The sequence below is a fragment of the Priestia megaterium NBRC 15308 = ATCC 14581 genome (genome assembly GCF_000832985.1).
Classification (GTDB): Bacteria; Bacillota; Bacilli; order Bacillales; family Bacillaceae_H; genus Priestia; species Priestia megaterium.
In genome coordinates this window covers 2,733,990-2,751,113 of sequence record NZ_CP009920.1, presented here as the reverse complement: position 1 = coordinate 2,751,113, position 17,124 = coordinate 2,733,990, and the positions used below count along the sequence as shown (strand labels likewise).

Here is a 17,124-nt window from a genome sequence, read left to right as displayed (position 1 = left end):
GCACGCAATAGTTACAGTTGAATTGTCCTTATATTTTATTTTCACTTTCGAGTTATAAAGAGAGCTTTTTTAGGCAATAAAAAAATATGGATAAATTTCACACGGAGGTTTGATTATGAATCATTATTCTAAACAACAAGCTCTGAACAATCAGCCGCGTTCCTTCGTGATTGGTACGGTTGAATGTGTTGATTCACAGTGGATTTTCTTTGAAGATGAAAGTGACGAAGCTTCCATGCTCCATGAAGTAATGGATGATACCTTAGAACTTCTTATTGATACACGCTGGGAAAAAGCCATTATGGTTGATGACCGTCAAATAAAGCTTCACGATGGAACGTATTTATTGCGAAATGGGGATAAGCTAAGACTGACTAAAAAGCTACCTTATGCATACGAACAGCTTCTTCAATCACTACCGAAAGAGACCTTTTTATCATTCACTCAGCACTTAAATTCATTAAAATTCTCTCTTTATGATTGTATTTACTGTCACAACACATTATGTTTTTTACCGACAGACGGTGATACAAAAGGTGCTAATTTTATCATTTATGACAATGAGGAAAAAATTTGTGCCGTTCAGCATTTATTCGAACGAGGCACACATCACCTAGATCGATTTGAATATACCGTTAATGATGGAGAACGTTCAATGAATCTTTTTTTAGATTAAAGCAAAAGAAAAAAGCTATCTTATCCAAGATAGCTTTTTTCTTATCCTAGTACGACATATCCGTAATAGAATACTAAGATAAGCGCAATTACAAGTACTCCCCAAGCAACGCCTGTACGCTTTCTTTTTTCAGTACGAACAAGTACCATTTCCATTCCCACAAGCACTAACACTCCGGCAATTCCTTTAATGAGCGCTGCGCCTTGAAAATGGTACCAAGCCGCTAACATATGCAGACCTGATACTAATACTAATAAGTATAGGAGTCTCGCCACCATATGTAGGATTTTTTGACCTTTAGCTTTACCTGCTCGATGTAAAATCAACGAAACCACAAACGAGATAATTAATAATGTCCAAAGCGTTACATGAATATGTAGTGGAGCCATTCATCTCACGTCCTTTCTGAAAATATCATATCATGAAAACCTTTCCTTCACCAATAATATAAGGAAGGAAAAGGATTTTTAGCGGCTGCGTCCATAAGTAGCATACCGAATGAGTTTTTCAAGGGGTCCATCTGAAAATAGGCTCATCCATATCCGGCTTCCCAGCAGTTGAATAAAAATGATAATCCCCGCAATAGCCAAGCCTTCTACAATTGAAATATGTCCGTAGTATCCTAACCCATATGAGTAAAAAAGAAATGTGCATACAATGGACTGGACAATATAATTAGTTAAAATCATTCTCCCCAAAAGGGCAAATGGCTGCATGACTTTTTGAATAGATACACTTCGCATAGCTAATGTGACCAACGTTACAATAAAAATTGCTCCTGCCGTTCCTCCGATTGTATCGTGAATATACGATGTCGCTACATTGTGATCTAAAACATACGGCAATACAGATGATGCTGCATACACGATGAATGAAATAAGACAAAGCCACTTTGTCTCCACTATATATTCTTCTATTTCTTCGAACCACTCGCTTTTTGCCATAAAACCGCCTAATAAAAACAGTGGAAATAGCGATAAAAACAGAAAAGGAACCGTATTTAAATTATACGCGTAGTACCAATCAAGCAAGCGCTGATGAAAGATTGACACAAGACTTCCGTGTCCATATGCTTGAAGCGCCTGGTCAATAATAGGCTGGTGAATTCCCGCTGCTGTCTCTCCTTCGTTAACAAAAGCCGCTGCTGTTAAAATAACAATCATAATCACAGCATAAATGCTAAATATTCCGATTCCCCACGCTAATAACACTTCTTTCTTTGCTTCTTGAAAAAATAGCATCATCAAAGCGAAGAAGCTGTACATCACAATCATATCACCGTGCCAAATAAATAAAGCATGAATAGCACCAACAAGAAGCAAAGCCGTGATTCTTCGTACATAAAAAGGAGTAAAGCTTACTTGCCTTTCGTATGTACGCTGGAACATTTTCATAAAACCAAATCCAAACAAAATAGCGAGCAGCGCGTAGCCTGTCTGCCCTACAACTACATCAACCAATCCATTAGCAACATAATTCATTCTTGAACCGTCCAACAAATTATGGTCGTAATAGGAAGCAGGTGAATAAAAATTCGGCATGTTCATGAGCAAAATACCAATAAGCGCGATTCCTTTTAATACATCTGCTGCCTCAATGCGCTGTTCTTTATCAGCTGCGTTCATTTTGAAACGTTTCATTCTTTCACACCTTACATTATTTCATTATTGCTTTCACATTATATCGAACGCAAAAGTTTTTCTTCAATGTTTACTATTTCCATTCCTCTCTTTAATGTTTTGCTTACTCTCGGCATATAGATAAGAAAAAAGCATTAATCACCTTTTTGTCTAGGCTTCATATGCTGTTACTAGACTAAATTAAAAGGGTGTTTGCCTATGCCTGCCATTGTTGGTGTTGTTAATCTTAACAGTGTTGGTTCAGCCAGCGTCTTTCATATTGGAGATGTTTATACAATAGCCCCTATTTCCACTGCTAAAACATTTGCTGGCGCAGGTTCGTTTAATACAGGTGACGGATTATATGTTGTGAATCAGCAGAGCTCAACCAATACGTCAGACAATGACGTAAATGATCAAAATGTCGCTGGAAATCTATAATAGAAATGAAGCTCATACAGGAGGATGCTTATGAACTTTTATGTGAATCAAAGTATCTGTATTCAAAGTATGAAAATCAGTGCTGTAAGTAACTCTTCGGTACTTCAAATTGGAAGTGTCGGTGTTATTAAACCAAACTCAAATCTCTTTAATACAGGAGGGTTTACAGGCGCTGCACCTACTGAAACAAAAAAAGGCATTCTTGGATCTGTTTCCCCTTCTACCTTTATTCCCGGAACCGGCGCGGGCACTGCCCCAGCTCCTTTCTCACAGTCGTTAACTCCCCCAGTTCGAGACAACGACTGACATGTTACAACCTTCATCGCCATATGTATATATATAACTATTTTCTTTATCAGAAGATAAGGGAATCAAGGTGATTGAAGGTGGATAACATGGACTATATTCAGCAGGTACATCAGTATGTTCAGCAAATGTCTTCGTATATTCAGCAGCAAGAAGGACGCATTGCTCAGCTTGAAAAAAACGTACAAGAACTTCAGAAAAAAATAAAAGAGTTAGGTGAACAGCCACCTATTAAAATTGATAAAATTGAATATAAATTTGAACAGTTAAAAATTGATTCATTAGATGGAACATTAAATATTGGATTAAACCCTCTTACGCCTGATAATTTAGAAGATATCATTATCAATGAGAAACCAGAAGTAACGTTTTCGCAAGGAGCTCAGCCACAAGGGCAGCCGCCTCAAGGTGAGCAGCCGGGACAACCCGGAGGTCCTGGACCACAAAATCCTAGCTTAAAACCATTGGACCGCCAGCTAGAAAAACAGTGGGTCTCTGATATCCACGAAACGATTTTAGCTGAGCTTAATCAATATGGATTTTCTATAGTTCAACATGTGCTTGATGAGCGCTCGATGATGATTGATGAATCGTACTACGAGTTTATTTTAGAAGATATTAAAAAGCAGCTGCAGCAGCGGATTACTTTTTATATACAGCAAGTTCAGCCGGAAGAAATGGAACGAAATTTTGAACAAATTAAACCTCAAATTATCGGTAAACTTTATGAAGATATGAAAAAAGGAATTGATGCATTTTTAACGTATTTACCTGAATCTTTAAAGAAAGGTGGACCCCCTTCATGAACTTTAACGTTGTAAACCGCGAATTGCTTGTTGGAGACGTTAGTATTACAGGCGTATCTTCTTCTTCTCTTTTTTTAATTGGTGATGCCAATTACATCTCTCTATCCTCAACATTTGATACGCCGGCTGAATCATTGATTATCGGACCTTATGTGCCACTATCGTTATCATAAAGGAGCTTACCTATGCTTTCACGCACATCTTCTGTTAATTATATAGAAATTAATTCCTTGTCGGCGAGCTCCTTTTGCCAAATTGGAGATTCAACAGAAATTCATCTACTTAATAAAGCTTTAGCTGATCGGAGACAGTATCCGTTTTTCTACGGTCGAGAAGGAAACTTTGATGATTACGCTATCTTTAATGAGCCTATTCCTCATGGCGATTACGAACCTATTCCCGTTCAAACATGGAATGAAATACCTTTGATCCGCGTTAACAGAATTGATATAAAAGGGTGCTCATTCTCATCAGTTATTCATATTGGATCAACGTGCAATGTTTATGCAGAAGCCCGCATTAAGCATATTCGAGAACTGATCAACGATGAACTTTCAAAGGAAGCTGAAACAGGAACATCAAGTAGTGCTTCTTCACAAGCTAGCAGCAGTGAGTGAACCTTTTAAAAAGCTGCTCATATACTAAATTAATATCATGAAAAAAGGGTGTGAATCTCATGCCAGCAATAATTGGACCCGTTAGTATCATGAGCGTCGGAGGCGGTGTCGTAACGTTTGGAGATACGTTTTATGTTTCTCCAAAAAGTGCCGCTAAAACAGCGTCAGGCTCTGGTTCTTTAAATACAGGTAACTTTGTTAATACTAATAACGGCATTTCAGGAACAAATACGTTAGATCCAGATTTATTCGATCAAAATATAGCAGCAAATGCTTAAAAAAACCCCTTATCTTTGCTATTAAAGCAGATAAGGGGTTTTTTATTCACTTGGATTTTCGGCTGTTTGATTTCTTAGTTTTAGGTAATTTAGAAGAAGGCTGTTTACGAATCCATTTAATAAAAGAGCTAATTTTAGAATCAGCTTGTAATAAAGAAATCGTATTAAGACGAATGGCTAATTCATCATTTGTGTATAACGCATGAATTTGTTTATGACACGGAATACATAAGTTTGCTGTTGGTTCAAATGCTCCGCCCATTTCCTTTGGCGTTAAATGATGTACGGTCGTCAAGACATCCTGCCTTCCGCATAATTCGCATGTTCCTATCCGCCTGTCTTTTTTCTTCATATAGATTTCCTTCCCTATAAAGTTTCTACTCTTACACTAGTTCCTTTGCCAGAAGGCTCGGACGGCTCAACAATCAAACGTTTTGGCAGACGAGCGCGAAGTTCTTGCACGTGACTGATGACTCCAATTGATAAATTATTGGACTGAAGTTTTTCAAGCGCTGTTACCACGGTATCAAGAAGCTCTCCATCAAGCGTTCCAAATCCTTCATCTAAAAAGAAAAACTGCAGCGGATACTCTCCTCTTAGCTGAATTTGTGCAGATAATGAAAGGGCCAAAGCCAGGGAAGTTAAAAACGTCTCTCCACCAGATAAAGTTGAAACCGGACGTTTTACTCCTCCATTTGCATCATCTCTCATAATAAAGCCGCCTTGGGAATCAACTTCAATCGCATAGCGCTGACGTGTTAATATACCCAGACGCTCTGAAGCATCTCGGCTAACGGACATCAGCTGTTCTTCAGCAATATATTCCACGAAAGCATTTCCTTTAAATACTGTTTGAAGCTTTTGATACTGTTCAAATAACGCTTGTTTTTCTTCACGGTCCTGTTCAAGCACTAAAAATCGCTCATGCCGTTCTTTGACGCTTTTTAACGTTTGCTCAGCTGCTCCCTTGAGCTGAACCGCTTCTTTCACAGCCGCTTTTATATCATGAAGCAGCTGCTGAGTTTCTTCAAATTGGTGCTCTTCTATGGACCGGTGATTCAGCTGAATATTTAACTGTTCAATTGATGACTTCATCTGTTTTATATTGTCCCAATAAGCCTGAACAGTTTCATCCAACAATTTCATCTCATCATGTGATAACAAAGCTTGCTGAACTTCTTTTCCTTCGCTGAATAAAGAATTCCCTACCGCTTCTTCCCATTTTTCAGCTGCTTTTTTATACTGCATATAAGCTGTTTCTAGAGATTCGCTCGCTGCTTTTTCATCCATTTGCAGCGTTTGATACGCTTTTTGAACAGTCTGCCAATGTTGATATGCCTGCTGTTCATTCGTCTCTAACTCCGCAAGTAAAAGAAGTGTTTTTTGCAACGCCTGTTCAATATCTTCTTGATCTGTAAGCGTACGCAAGCGTTCAATTTGCGAGTGAACAAGAGATTGTTTATGAGACAGCATTGCTTTTAATTCTGTAAATTCTTTTTCGCCCGCATATTTCTCTTCTTTTAGACGTTCGATTTTCTTTTGCTGATTTTCAAAAAATACGCTGCTTTTTTCAATTCGAGCCTTTATTGTCTGCTCTTCTTTTTCTCTTTCAGTCAGCCTTTCATTAATTTTTTCCATCTCTTTAAATACAAAGGAAGGATAGTCTTGTTGAAAAGCTTCTTTTCCTGCTTGTAGCACCTGTTTTTGCTGATTTACTTTTCCTTCTAATTCAGCTTGTTCTTTTTGATAATGAGCAAGCTCTAATTCAATCTTTTCAAGACTTTGCTGGACCTTTTGTATCTGCCCGAGAATTGCTTGCTGTTTTTCACTTACCTGCAAATAATCCTGCTCAAGAGATTTGATTTCAACTTCTATTTTCTTAGCATAATGCCCAAAGGCATCTGTATCCATTTCTCCTAAAGCAGGAACTTCGCCAGCTTCGTTCATAAACTCAGCTAACTCAGGTATTTTTTCAACAAGAGGTTTAGCTAGCTGTTCAAGCTGCATTTTGAGCGACGAATAGCTAAATCGCTGTTCACGCAATTGATTAACTTGATCTTCGAACTGATCCGCTGATTCAGTTGTGATGTCATCTTCTTGTTGGTGTAATACGGGGTTAGGGTGATTCTCAGAGCCACAAACTGGACAAGGCTCACCTTGGGTCAGCTGCTCAGCTAATTGATGAGCCAGGCGGCGTGACCATTCTTTTTCTTTGCGTCTTTTTAGATCGCTCATTAAACGATCTGCTTGTTGAAAAAGCTGCTGAAACTCTTTTTCACGCTCACATACGGTGTGATACAAGCCTTGAATATCTGCAAATAACCCTTTACTTTGTTCTATTGTTTGCTGATATCTCTCTTGGTGTGTTTGTTTTTGTGTGTGCAAATGCTTAAGCTGTTCGGCTTTTTCTTTATACGTTTTTTGACCTTCATCTAGATTTTTTTTATCGTTATTCCATACTTGATAACGATAAAATGCTTGCTGAACAGCCTGCCGATAATCAGGTTGAATTTCCACTTTTGTTAATGCTTCTTTTAACTCTTTTTGAAGAGTCAAGCCTTGCTGATACCGCTTATCTGCTTCCATTAATTCATCATTTTTCGCTTGAAGTGCCTGCTGCTTTTGCTGAAGAGAAACTTCCGCTTCTTTTATTTCTTGCTGTCCTTCTTTAATTTGTTTTTGAAGATCAGAAGCTTGTTGAAGCTGTTCTTTTTGAACAACTAATTTGGGCTGCTGTTCATTTTTTTGTAAGCGAGCCTGCTCATATAAATTATTTGATCGCTTATATTCCTCACTTTTTTGAACAATTTGTGCTTTTAATTTTTCTACTTTATCTTCGTAAAGCTTCTGCTGCTTTTCAGCTTGTTCAAATGTTTCTAAATAGGGAAAAAGACGTTCTGCCTGCTGAGCTTTCGTCACCACATCTTGCTTTTGTCTAATCTCCTCTTCCTGCTTAGAAGCATGTACTAGTTTTTCTTCTATCAGTGCTTTTTCCTGCTGCGCTTTCCAAAGAGACGCCTGCTGATCGTATCTTTCCTGCAAATCAGACGCTTCTTTTTCTCGTTTTTCCAAAAGTATAATGCTATCACTTACAAGCTGCTCCGCTTCCGTTACTTTCTCTGTTGAAGCCTCACCTAATCCCGTTTGTTCTGCCGTGATTTTATCTAGGTCTGTCTTTAGCTGCTGAACTTGATAGCGTATTTTCTTACTAAGCTGATCTCCGTACTGCTCGAGATTAAAAAGACGCTGAAGCATTTGACGACGCTCCGTTCCTTTTAACGATAAAAACTCCGCAAATTTTCCTTGCGGTAATACAACAGCTCTTGTAAAATCATCAATTGTTAAACCAAGAAGCTCCTGTACCTGCTGGTTTACATCATTTGTTTTATCTGCTAATACGTACGTTTCATCTTCGATTTCAATCAATCGACTTGAAGCTGATTTTACACGAAGCTCATCAGTCCGTTTAAAGCTTCGTTCAACAGTATAGCGTTTTTTATGACTAGCGTTTTCCAGCTCGAACGTAAACGATACTTTCAGTTCATTTTCCCCGTGATTTAAAATTCCTTGTGTATTATTGGCTGCACGCTCTACTTTTCCATATAAAGCTAGTGTAATGGCATCCAAAATGGAGGATTTCCCGCTTCCTGTAGGACCAAATATTCCAAACACACCGCCTGAACACAGCGCTTCAAAATCGACAGTTTGTTTTTCTCTAAAACTGTGAAGCCCCGAAACGGTCAAGTTAATAGGTTTCATTTTTCATCCTCCTTTTCCGATACTTCTTCATCGTTAATCAAGGTTAAAAACAGTTTGACTAATTCAGTATCAGGTGCCCCTCCGCCGGTTTGCCTGCTGTAGAACTTTGTAAACAGTTCTTCGATCGGCACTTCGCGCTGTGAACTTGTTTCAAGCGCTAGTTCTTCTGCTTTGAATACCGGACGGATATGAATAAAGCCTGGATGAAGCTTGCGAAGGCGATGGATTTCTTCTAGTGAAAGTGCATCTTCTACGTGAACTTCTAAATCAACCCATGCCTGCGTATCTTTTTGCTCATCAAGCCACGTATATACTTCTGACAATCCGTTTTTCGCTTTCCAACGTGTCAAAGGCTTTCCGCTGGATAATGGAATTTCAGTCATCTCGATCTCTTTTCCTGGCTTAGCATCTAAAATGGTAACGGACTTTGCATAGCCTGACTCTGAAAAACTATAGGCAAGAGGTGAACCGGAATATCTTGCAAAGGTGCTGGCGCGATTGATCATTTGCGGGCGATGCAAATGTCCTAATGCTACATATTGAGCATTAGCAGGTAAACTAGTTGCCGCCACCGTATAAGCTCCTCCTACTTCAATTGGACGTTCTGAGTCCGTTGAACTTCCGCCTGCTACGTAAATATGACTCATGGCAATATTAACGCTATCTGTGGTGAACTGCTCACTCATTTTGTCGAAAATACCTTTTACTCTGGCATCATATGAGTTTCGAAGAGCCAGCTCATCATTTTCTTCTGCTAACAGTTCCTTTAACCTTGATTCAGATGGGTAAGGAAGAGCCGCAACCTTTAACATTTCATCTGATGTAGGAATGTAAATGCTCTCTACATCGGTAGTAGGCAAACCAAGAAGCGTAATATTTTGATGAACAGCTAATGGAGAAGCCGCCGACAGCCGATCTGGGTTATCATGATTACCTGCAATAACAATAATCGGACGTTTTCCATTGTTGCTCAACCTAGACATACTTTCGTAAAAAAGCTGCTCTGCCGCTGCTGGAGGGTTAACCGTATCAAAGGCATCTCCCGCCATAAGAATAGCATCTATCTTTTCTTCTTCCACAATGTCTGCCAGTTCATCTAAAAACTGTGCTTGCTCAGCCAGGCGGCTTCGACCTTCTAACGTTCGCCCCAAATGCCAATCCGCTGTATGTAATAAACGCATGTCACTCTCTCCTTATTGGTGAAAAAGAAGAAGACTATCGCCTTCTTCTTTTTTTATATTTCAACAGCATATCCACCATCTAAAAAGTACAGATAGCGATGCTGCACAGGTTGTTTTACAATCCGCTCAATGGCCTTTGCGTAAAGCTCTAACTGAATGCGGTATCTGTCAATTAGAAATGGTTTTGCTCGTTCAAAATCCCCTTGAAAACGATCTGAAATGTTATCGGTTTTAAAATCAAGTAAAACGAGGCCTTCTTCCGTTTCATACAAACAATCAATAATACCTTGCACTAAAATTGTTTCGTCTTCCTGCTCCCAATGATCATAGATTTCTTTAGCGGAGACACCTAAACTAAAAGGCATCTCTCTATAAACCGTGCGAGCCGTTCGAATACCTTGTGCAATGTCACTGTCTAAAAAGTCTGCTACATCATTTGCATCAACAGCATCCGCTTGTTCTTGCGTCAATAATTCTTTGGTAACCATTGATTGAATAAAGTCTTGAACCATTTCAAGGGTATAAGCTTTATTTAATGGAAGCTGCTGCATAACGGCATGTGTAGCTGTTCCTCTTTCAGCTCCTGTCAGAGATTTCTCTTGAAGAAACAGCGGACGATTTTCAAGAGGTGCTTTAGATCCCCGAACGAGATCGTCGCTTCCACCTGCGTCCGTCAGCTGCTGCTGCCTTTTTAGTTCAGAAACAGATTGCTTCGAACGATGAACGGAAGCTACACGATAATCATAAGACCAATTTAAGCGTCTATACACTTCGTCTTTATAATCGCTCGATTCTGAAACTAGCTCATGCTTTTGAAGAGCGTTTAAAAGCTCTTCATGATGCTGCTGCTCTTCAAGAGGCTGTTCGGCTAAATCACCTGCTAATAACGTTGAAAGTTTCCATCTTGAAGCATGCTGATGAATCATCTCAGCCGGCTGGACCTCTCCTTCAACCATATGACTAACATTTTGGTGACGAATTAAAGAAGGTCCAATCCAGTCTAAATAACATTTTGCATCTCTTCTCACGTGAGCTGGAAGCGTCCAATCTTCATGTGCCATAACGGAGCTCCATTGTCTGAGCTTTTCTGTTGCATCTTTTACTGTTCCAACTAAAATAAGTTTTTCTTTCGCACGCGTCAAAGCTACGTATAATACCCGCATTTCCTCTGCCATGCTTTCTTTTTTCATTTTTTTCTTCATGGTCTGCTGAAGAAGAGTAGGGTACGTAATACGCAGTTTTGGATCAATATATTTAGATCCAAAACCTAGTTCTTTATCGAGTAAATATGCTTTATTCAAGTCCATTAAGTTAAACTGACGAGCAAGACCAGCTACAAAAACAACAGGAAACTCAAGACCTTTACTGCTGTGGATCGTCATCAAACGCACCACATCTTCTTGTTCTCCCAGTGCTCGAGCAGCTCCTAAATCGTTCCCTCGGTCCTGCATGCGTTCAATAAAGCGTAAAAATCGAAACAGACCTCTAAATGAAGTTGCCTCGTACTGGCGAGCGCGATCGTAAAGAGCACGTAAATTGGCTTGACGCTGTTTCCCGCCAGGAAGTCCGCCAACAAATTCAAAGAAACCCGTATCGCGGTAAATTTGCCATACCAGTTCTGACAAAGAGCTTTGTCTAGCTTGTGTTCTCCATGCTTTTAACTGCTCATAGAAATACTTTACTTTATCGCGAAGTTCTTCATCATCTGAAACCGCTAAGTACGTTTTTAACGCATCGTAATACGTTCCTTTCTTTTGCTCTGCTCTCAGTGTAGCTAACTCTTCATCTGAAAGCCCTACTACCGGTGAGCGAAGAACAGAAGCTAACGGAATGTCTTGATGTGGGTTATCTACTACTTTTAATAAAGACATCATAATCATCACTTCAGTAGCATCAAAATAACCTGTTGATAAATCGGCATAAATGGGCACGCCTTCTTGCTTAAATTCATCCATAATCTGCGCAGCCCAAGGCATGGAACGAAGCAAAATAACAAAGTCACGATACGTCACATTTCTCATGATATCGAGCTTGCGATCATATATTTGAAAGCGGTTTTGAACGAGTTCTTTAATTTTACGCGCCATTGCTCTTGCCTCTAACTGAGCCGTTTCAAGCTCTGCTTCTGAAAAAGCCACGAGAGAAGAATCCGATTCTTCTTCCCCTCCTTCTTCTGCATTTTCTTTTGCAATGAGCAGAAGCTCCGTTTCCATTCCTTCCACTTTTGGATACGATGCTCCTAATTTTAAAGAAGCATCATCGTCATATGCAATTTCTCCTACTTCTTCATCCATCAGCTGATTAAAAATGAAGTTTGTAGCATCAAGCACTTGAGAACGACTACGGAAGTTTTTATTCAAATCGATACGTTTTCCGAACTGGCGACCATCTTGTGTAAAGCGCTTGTACTTTGTTAAAAACAAAAATGGCTCCGCTAAACGAAAGCGGTAAATGGATTGTTTTACATCTCCAACCATAAATAAATTCCCTTGTTCTTCACTATCTCTCGTCACTAATTTAATCAGTGTTTCTTGAACCATATTTGTATCTTGATATTCGTCAACAAGCACCTCTTCAAACTGAGTACGATATTTTTGGGCAATGGACGAAGGCTTAAGCACTCCATCTTCTTTTACACTCAAGATTTGCAGGCAATAATGTTCTAAATCAGAAAAGTCCACTAACCCTTTCTCTTTTTTCATATTTTCATATCGTTCACCGAAGCGCTGAACTAAAAAGATTAGCGTTTCAATAACGGGTTTCATTTTCTCAAAATCAGCCATGTAGCCGTGCAAAGGCCTAGAAAACAAATCAGCATGAAGTTTTTCAAGACTTGTTTTAGCTTTTTTGCGAAGCTCTCCGAAATCATCTAAAAGCTGCGAGTCGTATGCTTCTCCTTTACATGGCTTTAAACGAGTAAAATTCAAATTCTGCATTTCCTCATGCAAATCAGCAAAAGAATGCTTAGAAGCGCTGATCAGCCGATGAATTTGAGCCAGGTCTTCCTCTGCATTAACGGCGCGAGGAGCAGGCCCTCCTGGCAGCTTTGTTAACTCTAAGCCCTGTTTTAAAATCGACTCAATGCCCATCAGCTGCGTTGTTACTTCTTGTAAAAGAAAAGATAGAAACGGAAGTGAATCAATAGAAGATTCTTCTGTCACATCATATTGACTCACGATCATTTCAAGCCAGCCGTTTGGGTCAGGGTTAGATCTTGCAAAGTCATACAGCTTTCTTACCATAAGCTGAATATCTAAGTCATTTCTGTCACTTGTATAACGATCAATTAAATCAAAGAATCGCTCGTTCTGTTCAATACTGTACTGTTCTTCAAACAATTCTTCTAATACTTCTTCACGCAGAAGATCCGCTTCCGTATCATCTGCAATCCGAAAACCAGGGTCTACATCGATCAAATAATAATACGTTCGAATGACTTCTAAACAAAAAGAATGGAGCGTAGAAATCGACGCACGGTTTAATAAATTAAGCTGTCTGCGCAAGTGCAAAGAAGATGGATTCTTTTTTAACTCTTTTTCCAATGCTTCTCCAATTCGATTTCTCATTTCGGCTGCAGAAGCATTTGTGAACGTAGCAACGAGTAATCTATCAACATCGATTGGCTCATCACCCATCGTAATCTTTTTAATAATACGTTCAACTAAAACCGCTGTTTTTCCTGAGCCAGCCGCCGCGGCTACTAATATATCTTGACCGGATGAAACAATGGCGTTCCACTGATCATCCGTCCACTGGGAGTCGGCCGGTTTTACGTGTATATCTTCACTCATCTCGTTTGGCCTCCTCTCGAATTTTATCTAAAATAACACTTTGACTCTCTGTACTAAGCTGACGATATTCGTTGTTTTCCATTGATTCATCGAACTGACAAATTGAGCGGTATTCACAAAACGCACATGGTGTTTTATCTTTTAGTTTATAAGGCGAAATATCAATTTTCCCATTTGTAATCTCTGTACCTGCCTCCACAAATTTACCTCGCACATACTGACGGAGATGTGTAAAATCTTCTTCGCTCGCAACCGAAGAATTGGAATAAAAGCCCCCTGTCTTTTTAATGCCAGCTGATATAACCTGTGAGTGTCCTGATTCTAACGTTTCGTCCATTAACCTTACTGCTTCCTCGTCTCCTAAAAGCAGTCCTTTCATTTTAAACTTCTTAAAGATTTCAGCTTCAATTTGATCAGGCTGTAATGCTTTAGTACTGTTGATCATTGGATTATGAACGTGGAAATAAAGAACGCCAGCAGGCAATGCTCCTCTATTATCATGAAGAAGCTGTTCAGCATACGTCACAACTATGTCTAAGTAAGCTAAAATTTGAAGAGATAAACCGTAGTACACTTCCACTAGGTTTAATGCTTTATCGCTTGATTTATAGTCGACAATACGCAGTAAAAGTCCTTTTGAGCTTTCCGCTTTATCTACCCTGTCAATTCGTCCAACGAGTTCCATCGTATGGCCATTTGGCAGTGTGAACTGCATAGAAGGCAGCTCTGCACTAGGTCCAAATCCAAGCTCCAATCCAACAGGAACAAAGCCGCTCATCTTAGCGTGCTCACTTAACACAAGCGACGCACGTTCAATAATTTGCTGCAGCTTATGTGTTAAATAGTGGTGGCGATTCGAGCTCAATAAAATCTCATTTTGCAAGCGCGGAGCAAGTTCATGCACTGCAGCCGTAGAAAGCTGCTGACAGTCTTTTCTCGTTAAGTTCTTCCATTCTTTTTGACCGCCGCGAAGTTCGTCTGAAATCATTTTCAACGCCGCGTGAAATAACTCGCCTATGTCAGGAGCCGCCAATTTGAAAACTTTTCGTTCTTTAAGCTTGAGCCCGTGAGAAGCAAAATGCGCATATGGACAGGCTTCAAATTTTTCCATTCTTGATACGCTTGCTTGAATATGCTTTCCATACAGACGCTGACTCGTTTTCTTTGTTAACCGTTTTGCTTCATTTTTATAAAATAAGCTGCTTAGTACTTTCCCACTGTATGAGTTCCAATCTGGATTTTCCACATAAAAATTATACACATCCCACCAAGTGGAACTCATCGGATAATGGCGTTTCCATCCTTGCAGCTGGCTGGCTAAATGCGCGATGCTCGTTAAAGGATTTGTGATATAATCAACTTGCTTTTCTTCTTCTAAATCTGTAGGTTCCGTCATTAACAGCTTTTCCTGCAGGAGCGGAAATAGCTCTTTTACTCGATTAATAACGAGTGAAGGCAGCAGGGTCTTCCCTTCCTCATTGGCAAGAGGATACGAAACATAAAGTTTTTCCGAAGAGCTGGAAAGTGCTAAATAAATGAGAAATTGTTCGTCAAACAGCTTTTGTTTTCCGGTTGGCGCAAGTAATAAACCTGATTCAAGCAGCTGCTCTCTCTCCTTCTCAGATAACAGGCCATCGCTTTTTGGTTTAGCTGGAATCACACCGTCATTTACACCTAACACAAAGCTTGCTTTGATATCGGATAAACGCGAACGCTCAAAACTTGCCACAACCACTTGATCCAGTGCAGGCGGAACAAGTGCAAACTGCATGCTGTCAAGCCCTGTCTCAAATAGATCTGCGAACAAAGAAATCGATACTTTCTCTTCTCCCATCATTTCAACAAACTGATCAAATAAGTGAAGAATTGCTTTCCATACCTGCTCGTGCTCTCTGGCTTCCTGAAGCTTTCCTTCTTCTTCACATCGATTGCGCAGCGCTTCTATCTTTTGTGGAATATCTAAATTCGTTAAAAAACGATAGAGCGCTTCTGCTTTTTCTTTTCCTATTTTCCCTTGTTTTAATTTTTGCTGAAGCGAATAAATAGGAGGAACAATCATATTTTTTAATTCATTTATTTTTTGCTCAAAAGCAAGCTCTTCGTCCGTTTTCCCAAGGTTCATGTCTTCAAGTGAACGATATTTTCTGTAGGTAAATGGTTCCTTGCTCGTCCACTTAGATCCTTGAATACCGTAAGCAAGTACATAGTTTTCTAATTCATCCATCTCTTCGCGAAGCTGGTGCACATCAGATGACAAAGGAAATAAAAGATCTGTTTTCACTGCTCGAAAGATGGTTTCATATCGCCATGACCCGCTTACCACTTCTAAGACTGAGCGAATAAATTCAACGAGTGGATGGTGAAACATCGCTCGCTTTTGGTCAATAAAGTACGGAATTTCATAATCTTGAAAAATGGTTTGAAGCAAGTCATGGTAGTCTTCTGCATTTCTAACAATCAAGGCAATATCACGATAGCGATAGCCGCGATCGCGCACAAGTGAAAGCACTTCTCTTGCAATCCCTTCAACTTCTGCTCTTCGGCTAACAGCCGGCAGAAGCTGAATGTTCTCGGGCTCTGACTGAAATTCCGGCGTTGGCCGTTCATCATAATATCGTTCTAAATAGGCAAGCTCTGGACTGTTTTGATGTCTTTTTTGTTCGTTAAATACGATTGGCTCTTGAATCTCTATCCCGTTTTCAGCCGCAAGGCCCATTAGTTCTTGGTACGTTTCGCTCGTTAATCGAAACAAGTGCAAGTCATTTGGAATAAAATCTTGATATGAATAATCAGAAGTCACCGCTATTTTTACTTCTCTACAAACTTTCATCAGCTCTACTAATACGGTTAATTCTTGAGGAGTATAGTGATGAAATCCATCCACATAAATTGTTGCTTGAGTAAGGTAGGCAGAAGACGCTACTTTTTCACTCAGCAGCTTCAAATAATCTTCCCCATCTACATATTTCGTCATCAGCTGTTTTTCTAATTCTCCGTAAATGAGATGTAAATCATGTAATTTATCAGCAAGAACTTTCTCATCTTCTGCTTGAAGCTTTTTCTTCATCTCTTCGAGAGACGGGGCATCTACTGTGTACTGTTTAAATTCTTTAACCATTTTTTCTAGTTCTTCAATAAACCCTGCTTGTTCTGAAGAATTCGCAAACAGTCGAAGCTCTTCTTTTTGATGTTCGATAATTTTTTTAAGCATCATATGAATACCTGTTTGATCCACATGATAGCGGCTAATACCTCCCACTTCTTGCAGGATACGCCATGCAAGACGTGTAAAACTATAAACTTGAGCACGCATCATGCCTTCTAACCCAGGTGTTTGAACAAGCGCATACTCCGACTGAAATGTCATCTGTTCAGGTACAATATAAATAAGTGGATGCCCAAGCGGAGCATTTAACAGCTCTTGGCGCATGCTATTTAAAAGATATTCCGTTTTCCCGCTTCCTGAACGTCCTAATAAAAACTGTAGCCCCACGTTTTCACCCCTTCATTTTTTTCTCTATGTTTTCATTTGTTTAAGTACAAAATGGATAAACGCCACGTAAACACGTGACGCAGTCGTCAAAATTTTATAGTGATCATCATCTAAATCTCTCTATCTCTCTCCTTATTATTTTACTGAACTTGCAGAC

The 17,124-nt window shown here is 39.6% G+C and carries 14 protein-coding genes; 7 read left to right on the top strand and 7 right to left on the bottom strand.

The annotated features are described in order from the left end of the window. The first annotated feature begins 115 nt into the window (after positions 1-115). Positions 116-676 carry a DUF2777 domain-containing protein gene (locus BG04_RS14745; protein ID WP_013055361.1) on the top strand — a complete coding sequence of 187 codons (561 nt, stop codon included), beginning with the start codon at positions 116-118 and terminating at the stop codon, positions 674-676. A gap of 41 nt (positions 677-717) precedes the next feature. Here the strand turns inward: BG04_RS14745 and BG04_RS14740 are convergent, their stop codons facing one another. Both BG04_RS14740 and BG04_RS14735 read right to left on the bottom strand, forming a co-directional pair. Then, complete coding sequence (locus BG04_RS14740) at positions 718-1,065, bottom strand: DUF1516 family protein (RefSeq protein WP_013081713.1); 348 nt, start codon at positions 1,063-1,065, stop codon at positions 718-720. A 78-nt stretch (positions 1,066-1,143) separates the two neighbouring features. Continuing rightward, positions 1,144-2,316, bottom strand: a complete 1,173-nt coding sequence (locus tag BG04_RS14735; RefSeq protein WP_034654432.1) for a DUF418 domain-containing protein — start codon at positions 2,314-2,316, stop codon at positions 1,144-1,146. Positions 2,317-2,514: 198 nt separating this feature from the next. On the opposite strand from BG04_RS14735, the gene BG04_RS14730 reads away from it, so the two are divergent. The 6 genes from BG04_RS14730 to BG04_RS14705 all read left to right on the top strand — a co-directional run bounded on the left by BG04_RS14730 (position 2,515) and on the right by BG04_RS14705 (position 4,743). Beyond that, positions 2,515-2,736: a spore germination protein gene (locus BG04_RS14730; RefSeq protein WP_013055358.1), complete on the top strand. Its 222-nt coding sequence runs from the start codon at positions 2,515-2,517 to the stop codon at positions 2,734-2,736. Positions 2,737-2,766: 30 nt separating this feature from the next. After that, positions 2,767-3,042 (top strand): spore germination protein GerPB, encoded by a 276-nt coding sequence (locus BG04_RS14725; protein WP_034654433.1) that lies wholly within the window; start codon positions 2,767-2,769, stop codon positions 3,040-3,042. A gap of 89 nt (positions 3,043-3,131) precedes the next feature. Next, positions 3,132-3,848, top strand: coding sequence for a spore germination protein GerPC (gene gerPC, locus BG04_RS14720; protein ID WP_034654436.1), 717 nt, complete (start codon positions 3,132-3,134; stop codon positions 3,846-3,848). Further along, positions 3,845-4,021, top strand: coding sequence for a hypothetical protein (locus BG04_RS14715; protein ID WP_013055355.1), 177 nt, complete (start codon positions 3,845-3,847; stop codon positions 4,019-4,021). The genes gerPC and BG04_RS14715 overlap by 4 nt, the downstream gene beginning before the upstream one ends. 12 nt (positions 4,022-4,033) lie before the next feature. Continuing rightward, positions 4,034-4,465 carry a spore germination protein GerPE gene (locus tag BG04_RS14710; protein WP_034654440.1) on the top strand — a complete coding sequence of 144 codons (432 nt, stop codon included), beginning with the start codon at positions 4,034-4,036 and terminating at the stop codon, positions 4,463-4,465. A 59-nt stretch (positions 4,466-4,524) separates the two neighbouring features. Continuing rightward, positions 4,525-4,743 (top strand): spore germination protein, encoded by a 219-nt coding sequence (locus BG04_RS14705; protein ID WP_025749935.1) that lies wholly within the window; start codon positions 4,525-4,527, stop codon positions 4,741-4,743. Between the two features lie 46 nt (positions 4,744-4,789). Here BG04_RS14705 and BG04_RS14700 read toward each other — a convergent pair whose 3' ends face one another. From BG04_RS14700 to addB, 5 genes are read right to left on the bottom strand one after another with little or no spacing between them, the layout of a single operon-like run. Further along, positions 4,790-5,095 (bottom strand): HNH endonuclease, encoded by a 306-nt coding sequence (locus tag BG04_RS14700; RefSeq protein WP_013081707.1) that lies wholly within the window; start codon positions 5,093-5,095, stop codon positions 4,790-4,792. Between the two features lie 14 nt (positions 5,096-5,109). Next, positions 5,110-8,502: an SbcC/MukB-like Walker B domain-containing protein gene (locus BG04_RS14695; protein WP_034654442.1), complete on the bottom strand. Its 3,393-nt coding sequence runs from the start codon at positions 8,500-8,502 to the stop codon at positions 5,110-5,112. Beyond that, positions 8,499-9,683, bottom strand: a complete 1,185-nt coding sequence (locus tag BG04_RS14690) for an exonuclease SbcCD subunit D (RefSeq protein WP_016763002.1) — start codon at positions 9,681-9,683, stop codon at positions 8,499-8,501. The genes BG04_RS14695 and BG04_RS14690 overlap by 4 nt, the downstream gene beginning before the upstream one ends. A 53-nt stretch (positions 9,684-9,736) precedes the next feature. After that, positions 9,737-13,474 carry a helicase-exonuclease AddAB subunit AddA gene (gene addA, locus BG04_RS14685; RefSeq protein ID WP_034654445.1) on the bottom strand — a complete coding sequence of 1,246 codons (3,738 nt, stop codon included), beginning with the start codon at positions 13,472-13,474 and terminating at the stop codon, positions 9,737-9,739. Then, on the bottom strand, positions 13,467-16,967 hold the full coding sequence (gene addB, locus BG04_RS14680; RefSeq protein WP_034654447.1) for a helicase-exonuclease AddAB subunit AddB: 3,501 nt from the start codon (positions 16,965-16,967) through the stop codon (positions 13,467-13,469). The genes addA and addB overlap by 8 nt, the downstream gene beginning before the upstream one ends. Between the last annotated feature and the right edge of the window lie 157 nt (positions 16,968-17,124).

Excerpts from the sequence above, each read along its gene's own strand:
- BG04_RS14690 (WP_016763002.1), bottom strand. The coding sequence starts at position 9,683 with ATGCGTTTATTACATACAGCGGATTGGCATTTGGGGCGAACGTTAGAA.
- BG04_RS14735 (WP_034654432.1), bottom strand. The coding sequence starts at position 2,316 with ATGAAACGTTTCAAAATGAACGCAGCTGATAAAGAACAGCGCATTGAG.
- BG04_RS14710 (WP_034654440.1), top strand. The coding sequence starts at position 4,034 with ATGCTTTCACGCACATCTTCTGTTAATTATATAGAAATTAATTCCTTG.
- addA (WP_034654445.1), bottom strand. The coding sequence starts at position 13,474 with ATGAGTGAAGATATACACGTAAAACCGGCCGACTCCCAGTGGACGGAT.
- gerPC (WP_034654436.1), top strand. The coding sequence starts at position 3,132 with ATGGACTATATTCAGCAGGTACATCAGTATGTTCAGCAAATGTCTTCG.
- BG04_RS14730 (WP_013055358.1), top strand. The coding sequence starts at position 2,515 with ATGCCTGCCATTGTTGGTGTTGTTAATCTTAACAGTGTTGGTTCAGCC.
- BG04_RS14745 (WP_013055361.1), top strand. The coding sequence starts at position 116 with ATGAATCATTATTCTAAACAACAAGCTCTGAACAATCAGCCGCGTTCC.
- BG04_RS14740 (WP_013081713.1), bottom strand. The coding sequence starts at position 1,065 with ATGGCTCCACTACATATTCATGTAACGCTTTGGACATTATTAATTATC.
- BG04_RS14705 (WP_025749935.1), top strand. The coding sequence starts at position 4,525 with ATGCCAGCAATAATTGGACCCGTTAGTATCATGAGCGTCGGAGGCGGT.
- BG04_RS14715 (WP_013055355.1), top strand. The coding sequence starts at position 3,845 with ATGAACTTTAACGTTGTAAACCGCGAATTGCTTGTTGGAGACGTTAGT.
- BG04_RS14700 (WP_013081707.1), bottom strand. The coding sequence starts at position 5,095 with ATGAAGAAAAAAGACAGGCGGATAGGAACATGCGAATTATGCGGAAGG.
- BG04_RS14695 (WP_034654442.1), bottom strand. The coding sequence starts at position 8,502 with ATGAAACCTATTAACTTGACCGTTTCGGGGCTTCACAGTTTTAGAGAA.
- BG04_RS14725 (WP_034654433.1), top strand. The coding sequence starts at position 2,767 with ATGAACTTTTATGTGAATCAAAGTATCTGTATTCAAAGTATGAAAATC.